Source organism: Streptococcus sp. 1001283B150225_161107_H12, assembly GCF_015552665.1.
In the GTDB taxonomy this organism is placed as follows: domain Bacteria; phylum Bacillota; class Bacilli; order Lactobacillales; family Streptococcaceae; genus Streptococcus.
This window is the reverse complement of the sequence record NZ_JADNFC010000002.1, coordinates 55832-71717: the sequence shown is the minus strand read 5'-3', so window position 1 is coordinate 71717 and position 15886 is coordinate 55832. Positions and strand designations below refer to the sequence as shown.

At 42.1% G+C, this 15886-nt stretch carries 15 protein-coding genes; all 15 read left to right on the top strand.

Features of this window, described 5'->3' with window-relative positions; translation table 11 throughout:
• The first annotated feature begins 244 nt into the window (after nucleotides 1-244).
• The 15 genes from I2C87_RS03650 to trmFO all read left to right on the top strand — a co-directional run bounded on the left by I2C87_RS03650 (nucleotide 245) and on the right by trmFO (nucleotide 15830).
• The gene (locus I2C87_RS03650; protein WP_195323989.1) at nucleotides 245-1915 is read left to right on the top strand and encodes a formate--tetrahydrofolate ligase; all 1671 of its coding nucleotides are present in this window, start codon (nucleotides 245-247) and stop codon (nucleotides 1913-1915) included.
• Nucleotides 1916-1995: 80 nt separating this feature from the next.
• On the top strand, nucleotides 1996-2508 hold the full coding sequence (locus I2C87_RS03645; RefSeq protein ID WP_195323988.1) for a GNAT family N-acetyltransferase: 513 nt from the start codon (nucleotides 1996-1998) through the stop codon (nucleotides 2506-2508).
• A 584-nt stretch (nucleotides 2509-3092) separates the two neighbouring features.
• The gene (locus tag I2C87_RS10030) at nucleotides 3093-3866 is read left to right on the top strand and encodes a DUF3137 domain-containing protein (protein ID WP_314837099.1); all 774 of its coding nucleotides are present in this window, start codon (nucleotides 3093-3095) and stop codon (nucleotides 3864-3866) included.
• Between the two features lie 2 nt (nucleotides 3867-3868).
• Nucleotides 3869-4423 carry a LemA family protein gene (locus tag I2C87_RS03635; RefSeq protein WP_195323987.1) on the top strand — a complete coding sequence of 185 codons (555 nt, stop codon included), beginning with the start codon at nucleotides 3869-3871 and terminating at the stop codon, nucleotides 4421-4423.
• Nucleotides 4424-4581: 158 nt separating this feature from the next.
• Nucleotides 4582-5658: an aspartate-semialdehyde dehydrogenase gene (locus I2C87_RS03630; protein WP_195323986.1), complete on the top strand. Its 1077-nt coding sequence runs from the start codon at nucleotides 4582-4584 to the stop codon at nucleotides 5656-5658.
• Nucleotides 5659-5747: 89 nt separating this feature from the next.
• On the top strand, nucleotides 5748-6683 hold the full coding sequence (dapA, locus tag I2C87_RS03625; RefSeq protein ID WP_048715961.1) for a 4-hydroxy-tetrahydrodipicolinate synthase: 936 nt from the start codon (nucleotides 5748-5750) through the stop codon (nucleotides 6681-6683).
• Nucleotides 6684-6754: 71 nt separating this feature from the next.
• Nucleotides 6755-7093: an ATP cone domain-containing protein gene (locus I2C87_RS03620; RefSeq protein WP_006597242.1), complete on the top strand. Its 339-nt coding sequence runs from the start codon at nucleotides 6755-6757 to the stop codon at nucleotides 7091-7093.
• Nucleotides 7094-7217: 124 nt separating this feature from the next.
• Nucleotides 7218-8069 carry a ribosome biogenesis GTPase YlqF gene (ylqF, locus tag I2C87_RS03615; RefSeq protein ID WP_048715962.1) on the top strand — a complete coding sequence of 284 codons (852 nt, stop codon included), beginning with the start codon at nucleotides 7218-7220 and terminating at the stop codon, nucleotides 8067-8069.
• Nucleotides 8056-8826 (top strand): ribonuclease HII, encoded by a 771-nt coding sequence (locus I2C87_RS03610; RefSeq protein WP_129822075.1) that lies wholly within the window; start codon nucleotides 8056-8058, stop codon nucleotides 8824-8826. Before ylqF ends, I2C87_RS03610 begins: the two co-directional genes overlap by 14 nt.
• Nucleotides 8827-8837: 11 nt before the next feature.
• On the top strand, nucleotides 8838-9764 hold the full coding sequence (locus tag I2C87_RS03605; protein ID WP_048715966.1) for an ROK family protein: 927 nt from the start codon (nucleotides 8838-8840) through the stop codon (nucleotides 9762-9764).
• Nucleotides 9765-9840: 76 nt separating this feature from the next.
• Nucleotides 9841-10683 carry a DNA-processing protein DprA gene (gene dprA, locus I2C87_RS03600; RefSeq protein WP_195323985.1) on the top strand — a complete coding sequence of 281 codons (843 nt, stop codon included), beginning with the start codon at nucleotides 9841-9843 and terminating at the stop codon, nucleotides 10681-10683.
• A gap of 92 nt (nucleotides 10684-10775) precedes the next feature.
• Nucleotides 10776-12863: a type I DNA topoisomerase gene (gene topA / locus I2C87_RS03595; protein ID WP_195323984.1), complete on the top strand. Its 2088-nt coding sequence runs from the start codon at nucleotides 10776-10778 to the stop codon at nucleotides 12861-12863.
• 107 nt (nucleotides 12864-12970) lie between these two features.
• Nucleotides 12971-13648: a SatD family protein gene (locus I2C87_RS03590; RefSeq protein WP_195323983.1), complete on the top strand. Its 678-nt coding sequence runs from the start codon at nucleotides 12971-12973 to the stop codon at nucleotides 13646-13648.
• Nucleotides 13632-14336: a DUF3307 domain-containing protein gene (locus I2C87_RS03585; protein ID WP_195323982.1), complete on the top strand. Its 705-nt coding sequence runs from the start codon at nucleotides 13632-13634 to the stop codon at nucleotides 14334-14336. The genes I2C87_RS03590 and I2C87_RS03585 overlap by 17 nt, the downstream gene beginning before the upstream one ends.
• A 159-nt stretch (nucleotides 14337-14495) precedes the next feature.
• The gene (gene trmFO, locus I2C87_RS03580; protein WP_195323981.1) at nucleotides 14496-15830 is read left to right on the top strand and encodes a methylenetetrahydrofolate--tRNA-(uracil(54)-C(5))-methyltransferase (FADH(2)-oxidizing) TrmFO; all 1335 of its coding nucleotides are present in this window, start codon (nucleotides 14496-14498) and stop codon (nucleotides 15828-15830) included.
• The last annotated feature ends 56 nt before the right edge of the window (nucleotides 15831-15886 follow it).

Below are 15886 nucleotides of genomic sequence, written 5' to 3'. Positions count from 1 at the left end.
TATTTTAGTAAAGCCAAGAACATGGCTCTTACGATTGTTGATCAAGGGGATGCAAAGGCGGTAGACTAGACGATGAAGGGACTCATAGTTATTTCATATAGAGGGGTATAAGAAATTGGAATAAAGGCTGAAAAAGCAGAATTACTAAGCAAAAACCGAACGAACGGGAAAAGTTTGAGATTTAAAATATATATCCTTGTGAAATTTCTGTATAATAGGATTATTAAATAGTGAGGAGATTCAGATGAAGACAGATATCGAGATTGCACAAAGTATTGAATTGAAACCAATCACTGATGTGGTAGAGAAATTGGGTATTCACTTCGATGACCTAGAACTCTATGGAAAGTATAAGGCGAAATTAACCTTTGACAAAATCCAAGCCGTTCAGAAAGAAGAACCAGGGAAACTCATCTTGGTAACAGCGATTAACCCGACTCCAGCAGGGGAAGGAAAGTCTACCATCACCATTGGTTTGGCAGATGCCTTAAATAAAATTGGCAAACAAACCATGATTGCCATCCGCGAACCTTCTTTAGGTCCTGTTATGGGGATTAAAGGTGGCGCAGCTGGTGGAGGCTATGCCCAAGTTCTACCAATGGAAGACATCAACCTTCATTTCACGGGTGACATGCATGCCATTACAACAGCAAATAATACACTTTCAGCTTTGATCGACAATCATTTGCATCAAGGAAATGAGCTAGGCATTGACCAACGTCGGATTATCTGGAAACGGGTAGTGGACTTGAATGACCGTGCTTTGCGTCACGTATCGGTCGGTCTCGGTGGGCCGCTCAATGGGATTCCTCGTGAAGACGGATTTGATATCACCGTTGCTTCTGAGATTATGGCCATCCTTTGCTTGGCGACAGATATTGAAGACTTGAAACGTCGTTTGGCTAATATTGTGATCGGTTACCGCTATGATCGTAGTCCAGTTTATGTCCGTGATTTGGAAGTGGAAGGGGCGCTTGCCTTGATTCTGAAAGATGCGATCAAGCCAAACTTGGTCCAAACCATCTATGGAACTCCAGCCTTTGTTCATGGTGGACCTTTTGCTAATATTGCCCATGGATGTAATTCTGTTTTAGCTACCTCAACCGCTCTTCGTTTAGCCGATTACGTAGTGACAGAAGCAGGTTTTGGCGCGGATTTGGGAGCTGAAAAATTCTTGGATATCAAAACACCAAATCTTCCTGTTAGTCCATCTGCAGTGGTGATTGTCGCAACGATTCGTGCTTTGAAGATGAATGGTGGAGTTGCCAAAGATGCTCTTTCTGAGGAAAACGTAGAAGCTGTTCGTTCAGGTTTTGCGAACTTGGAGCGCCACGTAGAAAATATGCGTAAATTCGGAGTTCCTGTAGTAGTGGCTATTAATGAATTTGTCACAGATACAGAAGCTGAAATTTCAGCTCTGAAAGAACTCTGTGCTTCTATTCAAGTTCCTGTTGAATTGGCGAGCGTTTGGGCTGATGGTGCTGATGGAGGATTGGCCCTAGCAGAAACAGTAGTGGAGACACTTGAAACAAGTCCAGCCAACTACACTCGTCTTTATGATAATGACCTTTCTGTTGAAGAAAAGATCACTAAGATTGCCCATGAAATTTACCGGGCCGACAATGTTGTCTTTGAGAAGAAAGCCAAAACTCAGATTGCTCAGATCGTGAAAAATGGCTGGGACAAGTTGCCAGTTTGTATGGCTAAGACCCAATATAGTTTCTCAGATGATCCAAGTCTCCTCGGGGCGCCGTCTGGTTTTGACATTACCATTCGCGAATTGGTACCTAAGACTGGCGCAGGCTTCATTGTTGCTTTGACAGGTGAAGTGATGACTATGCCAGGATTACCAAAACGTCCTGCTGCTTTGAACATGGATGTAGCAGAAGATGGTACTGCTTTAGGCTTGTTCTAATAAACATATATAGAGGTTGACTGACAACCTCTATTTTTGTCCTTTTGGGGTATAATAGAGAGATAGAAAGTGAGAAGACCATGCTGAAGATTAGACCAGTCACCCTTGAAGATGCTCATGAACTTGTCAGGATTTATGCCCCTTATGTTGAGAAAACAGCCATCACTTTTGAATATGATGTACCATCGATAAAGGAATTTGAAGGGCGTATCGAAAAGATCCTTCAACGTTTTCCCTATTTAGTAGCTGAAGAAGACGGTCAAGTCCTTGCTTATGCCTATGCCTCAACTTATTATGATCGATCAGCATATGATTGGGCAGTGGAAGTATCTGTCTATGTAGATCAAGATCATCGTGGGCAAGGATTGGGTTCTCGTTTGTATGAGGCGTTAGAGTCGGAGTTGGAGGCGCGTGGTTATTTACGTTTCTTAGCTTGTATTGCCCTGCCAAATCCAGCTAGTATCGCCTTACATGAGAAACGAGGCTATCTGAAAGTTGCTCATTTTCCTAAAATTGGCTATAAATTTGATCAATGGAATGATATTGTCTGGATGCAAAAGACTATCGAAGGGCCTGTGAAGCTCCTAATGTAAAAACCAGATGAGCTTAGCGCAGCTCAAACTTTTTAAAGGAAGTCTAGAACGACCCTCTTGACAGTTCATGTGATTTCATGGTAGACTAGCTTCATGCGATGAGTCGATTGGCTCTTAGGAGCCTTTTGCGCTGAGGAGGTCTACATTCAATTGTAACGCAGGAGCGGACCTTGAACAGTTGTGTGAACCGGCTGTTCTCATCGAAAGATGCCTCGATCCCTTACCGTTTGGTAGGGGATTTTTTTTGTAAAAATTCATGGTAAGCAAATACATAAATTTGTTTGCCTCTTATGACTACCGGTGATATAATGATGTAAATAAATGGATTCATTTGTGTTTGAAAGGAGATGGTTATAGTGTATGATCAAAACAGTCCAAACAACAAGTGGTCACAAGAAACGTTTCAACGTATCAGTGAACTGGAAAAATTAGAACAATATCAGGCTAAGTTGCTCATTATGAAGGAACAAATGTAGAATAATCTTCATTGGAGAAACGCCACTATTCTTGGTGGTATTCTAGCTTTTCTCTCCTTCCAACTTGTTAGATGGCGAGCAGCGATTGTTATCATTCTTCTTGTAGTGGTGTTTTATTATTTACCAGCATACAAAAAACGAAAAGCCTTATTCGGAGATCAGGTTCGATCCAATGAAGAGATTTATATTACAGATTTTCTTTGTCCCATCCTGAAAGAAGTTTTTCCTCAAGCGGAGCTAACTCTGACAGCTGACTACCCAATGAATGTCCTGCAGGTCATTAGTCCGAGATCGACTAAGTTTGATCTCTTTCATCAATTGTCTTTCCATGATGAAAAGAATCTCGTAGTAGCCAATCTCTATGCTTATCATATTGAGACGCGTACAAAGAGAGACTCTAGTGGGGAAACTCATACGGTCAGAGAAGAAGTTGAAGATTTTGCTGGTCAGATTTTTTCTTTAAAAGCTCCTATCTCATTTCCAGGGCACTTGAGAGTTGTTCCAACCAAGAAATCTTTGTTTTTAAAAAGAGAACTAAAAGGTGCCTATCCGGGTGCTGGACCTAATGAAGTTCAAATTGAAACAGAAGATATCCGAAACAATGAAAATTACAATATCTATTGTACAGATGAACTGGCTGCTCGAAAATTCTTAAAACCCAAGATCCTAGAATGGTTTGATCAGCAAATTTCTCAAAATGCTATGTGTGTGTATTTAGTACAAGATACACTCTATATTTCCTTATATACTAACCGCTACCTTTTCCCAACACCGAATAGAAAAGATGCAATCGAAAGTCTTTCGATTGCTGCAGAGTATCAAAAACTCTGTAGGGAGATTGATCTCATTGATGAATTAACCAATATATTTAAAGGAGAATAACTATGATAGGATTATTTATTGCCATCGTCGTTTTTGCTCTTGTCATTGTTATGTGGTTTATCGGTGAAAGCAATCGCTTGAATCGTTATCAGGTCATGATTGAAGAAGCAAAGAGAACGGTTGATATAATTCTTGTCAAACGCTACGATACCATTTCTGAAATGTTGAAGGCAGCTAAGGCCTACGCCAAACATGAAGAGAAAGTCTTTACCGAATTAGTAGCCCTTCGTCAAGGTGCCTCTATCCAAGAATCCAACCAAGTTATTGCTAATCAAAATGATGTCTTGGCACAAATCCGAGCAGTAGGTGAGAATTATCCAGATCTCTTATCTTCTAACCAATTCTTGGCCTTGCAAAAAGAAATTGCAGACGAAAATGAAGATTTGGCAGCTTCTAAACGTATTGTTAATAGTAATATTAGCCAAATCAACCAAGCCATAGTAACCTTCCCAACTTCACTAGTGGCGGGTATCAAAGGGATGCAACAGGTGCCATTTTTATTGGAAGATACTCAAGGCAAGAAGAATTTGAATGATTTGGATTATGAAATCCATTAATTTTCAATAAAAGCTATTCGATATCTAGAAACTATCCCGGTCTTAGATCGGGATTATTTTGTTTTTATAAGTGTAAAATACACTTTTCATTTGTAGGGAAAAATAGTATAATAGATAAAATTCACAAATTTTTAGAAAATTCCGAAAGAGGTTTTATTATGGGATATACAGTTGCTGTTGTCGGTGCTACAGGTGCCGTTGGTGCACAAATGATCAAAATGCTGGAAGAATCAAGTCTTCCAATTGATAAGATTCGCTACCTTGCATCTGCGCGTTCAGCAGGGAAGGTCTTGCAATTCAAAGGGCAAGACGTGACCATTGAAGAAACAACTGAAGAGGCTTTTGCAGGAGTAGATATCGCTCTCTTCTCAGCTGGAGGATCAACTTCAGCTAAATATGCACCATATGCTGTTAAAGCTGGTGCGGTCGTAGTAGATAACACTTCTTACTTCCGTCAAAATCCAGATGTACCATTGGTTGTTCCTGAAGTAAATGCACATGCGCTTGATGCCCATAACGGAATCATCGCCTGTCCTAACTGTTCAACCATTCAAATGATGGTAGCTCTTGAGCCTGTTCGTCAGAAATGGGGCTTGGACCGTATCATCGTGTCTACTTACCAAGCTGTCTCTGGTGCTGGTATGGGAGCCATTCTTGAAACCCAACGTGAATTGCGTGAAGTATTGAATGATGGAGTGGATCCACGTGATTTGCACGCGGAAATCTTACCTTCAGGTGGCGATAAGAAACATTATCCAATCGCCTTTAACGCCCTTCCTCAAATTGACGTCTTCACTGATAATGACTACACATATGAAGAAATGAAGATGACGAACGAAACTAAGAAAATCATGGAAGACGATAGCATTGCCGTATCAGCAACATGTGTACGTATTCCAGTCTTGTCAGCTCACTCAGAGTCAGTTTACATTGAGACCAAAGAAGTAGCACCAATCGAAGAAGTAAAAGCTGCTATTGTTGCCTTCCCAGGAGCAGTGTTGGAAGATGATGTGGCTCATCAAGTATACCCACAAGCTATCAATGCGGTTGGTTCTCGCGATACCTTTGTTGGTCGTATCCGTAAAGACTTGGATGCTGAAAAAGGGATTCATATGTGGGTGGTTTCTGATAACCTTCTTAAAGGAGCTGCTTGGAACTCAGTTCAAATTGCAGAAACCCTTCATGAACGTGGACTCGTGCGCCCAACAGCTGAGTTGAAGTTTGAGTTGAAATGATTCATTAACTAAATAAATTGTAATAGGGGACAGCTATCAACTTTTGGTGCTGTCCCTCTTCCCTATGGTTGTCTCAAGAAGGAGTATGTATGTCTTATCAAGATTTAAAAAATTGTAGAATGATCACTGCCTTTATCACTCCCTTCCATGAAGATGGTTCGATTAATTTTGAGGCTATTCCTCCGCTTATTGAACATCTTTTGGCTCATCACACAGATGGGATTCTTTTAGCTGGTACCACAGCTGAAAGTCCAACTCTAACACACGATGAAGAATTAGAACTTTTTGCAGCGGTGCAAAAGGTAGTCAACGGACGGGTTCCTTTGATTGCTGGTGTCGGGACCAATGAAACTCGCGACTCGATTGAGTTTGTAAAAGAAGTCGACCAATTTGGTGGTTTTGCTGCCGGATTAGCGATTGTCCCTTATTACAACAAACCTTCTCAAGAAGGTATGTACCAGCATTTTAAGGCTATTGCAGACGCTTCTAACTTGCCAATCATAATCTATAACATTCCTGGGCGCGTGGTTGTCGAAATGACACCAGAAACCATGCTTCGTTTGGCAGAACATCCAAATATCATCGGGGTAAAAGAGTGTACAACCCTTGCCAATATGGCTTATTTAATTGAGCACAAGCCAGAGGAGTTCCTCATTTATACGGGAGAGGATGGAGATGCTTTCCATGCCATGAACCTTGGGGCAGATGGGGTGATTTCAGTAGCATCTCATACCAATGGGGATGAAATGCACGAAATGTTCCTAGCCATTGAAAATAATGATATTAAAAAAGCGGCGGCCATTCAGCGCCAATTTATCCCGAAAGTCAATGCTCTCTTCTCTTATCCAAGTCCAGCTCCAGTTAAAGCAGTCTTGAACTATATGGGCTTTGAAGCAGGGCCAACTCGTTTGCCATTAGTGCCAGCTCCTGCTGAGGAAGCGAAGCGCATTATCAAGGTTGTAGTGGATGGGGATTACCACGCGACCAAAGAAATCATTACGGGAGTTCTTCGTCCGGATTATTGACGTTTTAGATTCTTGACAAATCCCCTATTTATTTAGATAATAGAAGTATATTGATGATCAAGGAGAATAAGATGGAAGTCATTAAACGTAGTGGTGAAGTTGTAGAATTTGATCCAGATAAAATCTATCAAGCTGTTTTGAAGGCAGCACAAACAGTCTATGTCTTGACCGATGATCTTCGCCAAAACTTGGCGCAAGTGACTAAAAAAGTTGTGATGGATTTGGAAGAAGCGAAAGTGGAACGTGCCACAATCAGCATGATCCAATCAATGGTTGAGCACCGTTTACTTGGTGCTGGTTATATTACCATTGCTGAACACTATATTTCTTATCGTTTGCAACGCGATTTGGAACGAAGTGGCTATGGAGACCACATCGCTGTTCACTTGCACTTTGAGCAAATTCGCTAAAATAAGAAACGAAGTTACGGGTGTAGCTTCGTTTTTTTAAGAAAAAATGGGGAGCAGTTTTAAAAGAAAATACTGTATTTCATGGTATAATAGATAAGATTGAATGTTGAAAGGATTTCATTTCATGGCGATTATTCAATGGTTTCCTGGACATATGTCCAAAGCTAGAAGACAAGTACAAGAAAATATTAAATTTGTGGATTTCGTGACAATTTTGGTGGACGCTCGTTTGCCTCTATCAAGTCAAAATCCTATGTTAACAAAAATTGTTGGTGATAAGCCTAAGCTGATGATTCTGAACAAGGTAGACTTGGCAGATCCTGTCGCTACAAAAGAATGGCAGGAGTATTTTGAGTCACAAGGGATCAAAACTTTGGCTATTAACTCTAAAGAGCAATCTACGGTTAAAAAGGTTACAGATGCTGCTAAGTCTTTGATGGCCGATAAAATTGCCCGTCAGAAGGAACGAGGGATTCAAATTGAAACCCTTCGGACCATGATTATCGGGATTCCCAATGCTGGTAAATCAACGCTGATGAACCGCTTAGCAGGGAAAAAGATTGCTGTTGTTGGAAATAAACCAGGGGTGACCAAGGGGCAACAGTGGTTGAAAACCAATAAGGACCTCGAAATCTTGGATACCCCAGGGATTCTTTGGCCAAAATTTGAAGATGAAGAAGTGGCCTTGAAGCTCGCCTTAACAGGAGCAATTAAGGACCAGTTGCTTCCAATGGATGAAGTGACCATTTTTGGCCTCAACTATTTTAAAGAGCACTACCCTAAAGAGTTACAAGAACGCTATAAGCAAATGAAATTAGATCAGGAAGCGCCTGAAATCATTATGGAGATGACTCAACGCTTAGGTTTCCGAGATGATTATGATCGCTTCTACAGTTTGTTTGTCAAGGATGTACGTGATGGTCGTTTGGGTCGCTATACCCTTGATCGTGTAGGTGAAGTAGATGCCAACGATTAAAGAAATCAAAGAGTGTTTGTCAACGATTGATAGGCTAGATCATCCCTTATTTGAAGAGTTGATCCTTGATGGTCGAGCGGGCGTTCAAGCGGCTATCAGCAAACGAAAACGCGAACTCCAAAAACAAGTAGACGAAGATTTGCGTTTGGAAAAAATGCTAGCCTATGAGAAAGAACTTTATGCTCAAGGGATTCATCTTATTGCAGGTGTTGATGAAGTAGGGCGAGGCCCTTTGGCTGGCCCTGTCGTCGCAGCAGCCGTCATTCTGCCTGAAAATTGTAAGATTCCAGGTTTAAACGATAGTAAGAGAATTCCAAAATCGAAGCACCATGCTATTTACCAAGCGGTTTTAGATCAGGCTCTCTCTGTCGGGATTGGGATAAAAGATAATCGGGTCATTGATCAGGTTAATATTTATGAAGCAACCAAATTAGCCATGCTTGAGGCTATTCAAGAATTGGACCCTCAACCTCAACACCTCTTGATTGATGCTATGAAATTGGACCTCCCTATTTCTCAGACATCCATCATCAAAGGAGATGCTAATTCTCTGTCTATCGCAGCTGCTTCTATTGTGGCGAAGGTGACACGAGATCAGATGATGGCAGCCTATGACCAAAAGTATCCAGGTTATGATTTTGCTCAGAATGCGGGGTATGGGACAAGCAATCATCTTGAGGGCTTGGAAAGACATGGGGTCACGCCTATCCATCGTCGAAGCTTCGAACCCATTAAGTCCATGACGGATCTTGACTAGGAGGGAAGGAAATGCTATTAGCCTTTGATATTGGAGGAACCTTTATTAAATATGCCTTAGTGGATGAAGCCTATCAGGTGAATGATTCCTCTAAAGTTCCGACACCAGCTACTATTGAGGAATTCTGGGAAGCTCTTGAGCGCGTGATTTGCTTGTTCCAGAATCGAATCACTGGGATCGCCATCTCTTGTCCGGGTGAAATCAATAGTCGACTGGGATTTGTCTTTAAAGGTGGCCTCGTTCCTTATTTAAGGAATATTCCTTTAGCTTCTCGTTTAAATAAGACTTTTCAAGTCCCTGTGACCGTCCTCAACGATGGGGATGCTGCAGGCTTGGCAGAAGCACGAATTGGAAACCTCCAGGATTGTGATTGTGGCGCAACCTTTGTGTTAGGAACTGGGGTAGGCTTAGCCTTGACTTCCAACGGTTCCTTAATTTCCACCTGGAATCTCAAGGATTATCTTCGTTGGCCAAGCTTAGGGGAGAAGCAAGTGACTCCTGAACAAAAGCAATATCAGACCGAGATTTTGCGACATGGGATTTCCAGTTTGGTTCAAAATTTAGGCTCTGCAGTCAATTTTGTGGCTAATGCTAGTCGACTCCTAGAATTGCCTGAAGAAGATGGAGTTCAAGTTTTTGAAGTCCTTGAAGCTGGTTATCATGAGGAATTGCAAGACTTATTTGCTTCTTATTGTCGAGAAATTGCGATCCTAATCTATAACCTTCAGTCTTTGGTTCGGCTTGAAAAAGTGACGATTGGTGGGGGAATTAGTAGTCAACCCCTTCTTTTAGAAGAGATTAACCATCAGTATAAAAGCCTGATGGAGGAAAGTGGGGAGCAACGATTTTCTTTAGTAGAGATTCAAGCAGCTCGTTACCACAACTCAAGTAATCTTTTGGGGGCAGTTTGTCATTTTAACATCTTAGAAAATCATTAAAAAGTTCTATTTTTAGAGCTTTTTTTGTTTTCTTTTACGAATATTATAAATAGATAGTAGAAAAAGAGGTTTACGAATGAAGAAATATGAACTTTATAAATTAAAGGTTGCTGGCCTGTCAAATCTACAGGTTTTTAACATTGTCAATTACTGGGAAATGAATGGGGAGTGGCCCTCTTTAGAATTAATGGCAAAAATTGCAGGTTGTCGTAATCAAACACTATTTATGGAACGGTATATCCGGATTGATGACAAGGTCTTGAGAGAAGAGTTTAAGGAGTTTGATTCGATTTCCATTATGGATCCGGAATATCCTGAAGAGCTTCTCTGGATGCATAACCCACCTGTTTTGTTGTTTTACTCAGGCAATATTGATCTTCTTAAACAGCCAAAGATTGCGGTTGTAGGGAGTCGATCCTGTAACCGTACAGGGATTCAATCCGTTGAGAAAATCATTAACGAGTTAAATAATGAATTGATTGTGGTGAGCGGATTAGCTAAGGGAATTGATGCTGCGGCCCATTATGCTGCTATTCGAAATGGAGGAAAGACAATTGGAGTGATTGGTACTGGCTTAGATGTCTTCTATCCTAGATCCAATAAACAATTGCAGAAGTACATGAGTGGGAGTCATTTAGTTTTAACAGAATACGGTCCTGGACAAGGCCCTCAAAAACATCATTTTCCAGAACGCAATCGGATTATTGCTGGGCTTTCTAGAGCAGTGATTGTGGCGGAAGCGCGGATGCGATCTGGAAGTCTGATCACCTGCGAGCGTGCTATGGAAGAAGGGCGAGATGTCTTTGCTATTCCTGGTTCGATCTTGGATGGACGTTCAGATGGCTGTCACCACCTCATTCAAGAAGGTGCAAAGCTGGTCACCAGTGGAAAAGATGTCCTAGATGAGTTTGAATTTTAAAATGAGTTTTCCTATAGGAGAACTTCACGGTTGACATCCCGAAAAAAATAGTTTACACTCTATGAGGTTTATTACAAAATAGAGGTAAAAAAGTGGCTACTAAAACAAAAAAGAAAACCACAACAACTAAAAAGAATTTAGTCATCGTGGAGTCTCCTGCGAAAGCGAAGACGATTGAAAAGTATCTTGGTAGAAATTATAAGGTCATGGCCAGCGTGGGTCATATTCGTGACTTGAAAAAATCTACCATGTCTATTGATTTTGAGAACAATTACGAACCAGAGTACATCAATATTCGCGGAAAAGGTCCTTTGATTAATGATTTGAAAAAAGAGGCTAAAAAAGCCAAACAAGTCTTTCTCGCAAGTGACCCGGACCGTGAAGGAGAAGCTATTTCTTGGCATTTGGCGCATATTCTTCAGTTGGATAAGGAAGATAAGAACCGCGTCGTTTTCAATGAAATTACCAAGGATGCGGTAAAAAATGCCTTTCAAGAACCCCGTAAGATTGATATGGATCTGGTAGATGCTCAACAAGCGCGCCGTGTCTTGGACCGGATTGTTGGGTACTCCATCTCACCAATTCTATGGAAAAAGGTGAAGAAGGGACTTTCTGCTGGTCGGGTGCAATCCGTTGCGCTTAAGTTAATTATTGACCGGGAAGAAGAAATCAATGCCTTCCAACCAGAAGAATATTGGACGATTGATGGTACCTTTAAAAAGGGGACCAAGCAATTCCAAGCCAATTTCTATGGAATGAATGGCAAGAAGATAAAGCTTCAAAACCAGGAGGATGTGAAAGCCGTTCTTTCACATCTCGATGGGAAAGAGTATATCGTTGAAAAGGTAGAGAAGAAAGAGCGCAAACGCAATGCGCCGCTTCCTTACACAACTTCTTCCATGCAGATGGATGCAGCCAATAAGATTAACTTCCGTACTCGTAAGACCATGATGGTGGCCCAGCAATTGTACGAAGGAATCAATATTGGATCTGGTGTTCAAGGTTTGATCACGTATATGCGTACGGATTCGACTCGGATTAGTCCAGTCGCTCAAAATGAGGCAGCTAGCTTTATCGTTAATCGATTTGGAGACAAGTATTCTAAGCATGGTAGTCGGGTTAAGAATGCTTCTGGTGCTCAAGATGCCCACGAAGCCATTCGTCCTTCTAGCGTCTACAATACGCCTGAGAAAATTGCCAAGTATTTGGACAAGGACCAGCTCAAGCTCTACACCTTGATCTGGAATCGTTTTGTGGCTAGTCAGATGACAGCAGCTGTTTTTGATACCATGAATGTCCGTTTGGGGCAAAATGGGGTTCAATATACAGCAAATGGAAGTCAGGTGAAATTTGACGGCTATTTGGCGATCTACAATGATTCGGACAAGAATAAGATGCTACCAGATATGGAAGAAGGGGACACTGTCACTCAGGTCAACAGCAAACCTGAACAGCACTTTACCCAACCACCAGCCCGTTATTCTGAAGCGACCTTGATTAAGACTTTAGAAGAAAACGGTGTTGGCCGTCCTTCGACCTATGCACCGACCATTGAGACCATTCAAAAACGCTATTACGTGAAGCTTGTAGCCAAACGCTTCGAGCCAACCGAATTAGGAGAAATCGTCAATAAACTGATCGTTGAATTCTTCCCAGATATCGTCAATGTAACCTTTACCGCAGAGATGGAAGGGAAGCTGGATGATGTCGAACTCGGAAAAGAACAGTGGCAAAAGGTCATTGATTCCTTCTACCAACCCTTTAAAAAAGAAGTAGCCAAAGCTGAAGAGGAAATGGAGAAAATCCAAATCAAGGATGAGGCTGCTGGATTTGACTGTGAGGTTTGTGGAAGTCCAATGGTTATCAAGTTGGGTCGATTCGGTAAATTCTTTGCTTGTAGCAATTTCCCTGATTGCCGTCATACGCAAGCCATCGTCAAGGAGATTGGAGTGGAGTGTCCAGACTGTCACCAAGGCCAAATCATCGAGCGTAAAACCAAGCGGAATCGTCTCTTCTATGGCTGCAATCGCTACCCAGACTGCGAATTCACCTCTTGGGACAAGCCAATCGGCCGTGACTGTCCGAAATGTGGTCACTACCTAGTTGAGAAAAAAGTTCGTGGTGGTGGTAAGCAAGTCGTATGTAGCAACGGCGACTACGAAGAAGAAAAAGTAAAATAAGATTTTAGAATGATTCTATGTCTATTATAACGGCAATTTTAACAAATGTCTGTTATAATAGACATTTTTGTTTTTTTTCGTTATAATAGACACAAGGAGGTGGGCTTATGTATCTTGCTTTGATTGCAGATGTTATTGATTCTAAAATGGTTCAAGAACGTTTTGACCTGCAAAAACAGTTAGAAAAAACGCTTCAAACGATGAATGAACTATTTGGAGAATTCTTAGCATCTAGTTTTACCTTGACCCTGGGTGATGAGTTTCAGGCGCTCTTAAAGGTGGATGCTCCGGTTTTTCAAATCATCGATACCCTGCGTTCTTTACTAACTCCTACTCAACTTCGTTTCGGGATTGGTCTCGGGGAGATTGTAACGGATATTGATCCCTTACAAAGTATCGGTGCGGATGGGCCAGCCTATTGGAATGCACGCGCCGCCATCAATCTGGTTCATCAGAAAAATGACTACGGCAATACCCAGATCTATTTTTCAAGTGGGAAGGAAAAGCAAGACTTCTTTGTGAATGCCCTCATCGCTTCCGGGGAAGCCATTCGTTCGGGTTGGCGTGGCAGTCAGGAAGAAATCCTGCTAGATCTTCTTAAGAGATGTGTATATAGTGAGAATTTTAGCCAGCAGGATTTGGCCCAATCATTGGCCATCAACCCAAGTGCTCTATCTAAACGGCTGAAAAGTAGTAGTATCCGTGTTTACTTACGGGGGCGAGCAGCAGCACTAGCGAGTATTCAAAGTTTAGCGAAAGGAGAGGCTTATGACCGGATTATCTAGTATCGTAACAAATCCATACTTGCTTCTCTTGTTGAGTTGTCATTTGTTGTCGGATTATTATTTTCAAAGCCAAAAGATGGCGGACCACAAGGACCAGGATAAGAAGGTGCTCGGCCTTCACGTTCTGTATGTAGCTCTGCCTCTATTCGTCGTTTCCCTCTGTCATCTGGACTTGTGGTGGATTTGCTTGACCATTTTGCTGACTCATGCTGGAATAGATTTCTTAAAACCGATCGTTCAGAAGCAATTAAATTTACCAACCGGCTGGACTTTTGCCTTGGATCAAGTCTTGCATGTCGGTATCATTAGTTTCCTAGTCCTTTGGGGAGCTAAAAATGGCACGACTTATTTGCCTATTGACAGTTTAAAACTAATCTTTTATGTCCTCCTAGTGGGAAAACCGACCAATATTGTCTTTAAAATTCTTTTTGCTAAGTACCAGCCGACGATGGAGGAGAAAATGGATACGATCACTGGGGCTGGTTCCATGATTGGCTTCTTAGAGCGGTTGATTATCGGTGCCTGTCTTGTCTACGGCCAATTTGCTTCTATCGGTCTGGTCTTTACGGCCAAATCCATCGCCCGCTACAATAAAATTTCGGAGAATCCAGCCTTCGCAGAGTATTATTTAATCGGGTCCTTGTTCAGTATCCTATCAGCCCTCTTTGCTGCTTGGTTGTGTCTATAAGAAAATAAATAACAGACTTAGGTATAAGACAGGAAGGAAAACCCTCCCTGTCTTTTTACTTGGCTTTCTGGTATAATGGACCAAGTAGAAAATTAGAAAGATTTGTGGGTGTCTAACAGTCCAGTGGGGTGTTTGGATACCCAAAGAGGTATTAGTGTCATGTCTCAATCTTATATCAATGTTATCGGTGCGGGCCTTGCTGGCTCCGAAGCAGCTTATCAGATTGCCCAACAGGGAATTCCGGTGAAGCTCTATGAAATGCGAGGAGTCAAATCCACTCCGCAACACAAAACAGACAACTTTGCTGAGTTAGTGTGTTCCAACTCTCTCCGAGGGGATTCTCTAACCAATGCTGTCGGGCTCCTCAAAGAAGAAATGCGTCATCTGGGTTCGGTCATCCTTGAAGCGGCTGAAGCGACTCGTGTACCAGCTGGTGGAGCACTGGCAGTGGACCGGGAAGGCTTTGCTAGCCGAGTGACGGAAAAGGTGTCCCAACACCCGCTCATCGAGGTGATTCGCGATGAAATTACAGAATTGCCGACAGATGCGATCACAGTGGTCGCAACGGGTCCTCTAACCAGCGATGACTTGGCGGAAAAAATCCACGCGCTCAATGGTGGAGATGGTTTCTATTTCTATGATGCAGCAGCTCCTATTATCGATGTCAATACCGTCGATATGAATAAGGTTTACCTCAAGTCTCGTTATGACAAAGGAGAAGCGGCTTATCTCAACTGTCCCATGACCAAGCAAGAGTTTATGGACTTCCATGAGGCTTTGGTGAATGCGGAAGAAGCCCCGCTCAACTCTTTTGAAAAAGAAAAGTATTTCGAAGGTTGTATGCCAATTGAAGTCATGGCCAAGCGAGGCATCAAAACCATGCTCTATGGTCCTATGAAACCAGTTGGTCTTGAATATCCAGATGACTACAAAGGGCCTCGTGACGGGGAGTTTAAGACACCCTATGCGGTAGTCCAATTGCGCCAAGACAATGCAGCTGCTAGCCTCTACAATATCGTTGGCTTCCAAACTCACCTTAAATGGGGCGAGCAAAAGCGGGTTTTTCAAATGATTCCAGGTTTGGAAAATGCGGAATTTGTCAGATATGGCGTCATGCACCGTAATTCCTACATGGACTCTCCAAATCTGCTTGAACAGACTTATCGTTCTAAGAAGCAAGCCAACCTCTTCTTTGCGGGTCAAATGACAGGAGTAGAGGGCTATGTCGAGTCAGCGGCTTCAGGTTTGGTGGCTGGGATCAATGCGGCACGTCTTTTCAAAGGAGAAGAAGCAGCGATTTTCCCAGAAACAACAGCCATCGGAAGTCTCGCTCATTATATTACCCATGCCGACAGCAAGCATTTCCAACCCATGAATGTCAACTTCGGAATTATTAAGGAGCTGGAAGGCCCACGCATTCGGGATAAAAAGGAACGGTATGAGAAAATTGCCGAACGTTCCTTGCAAGATCTGGCTACATTTATTGGAAAATAAAGTCAATCAATGAAAAAGTTTGGAGAAATCCAGACTTTTTCTTATAAAAATGGTAT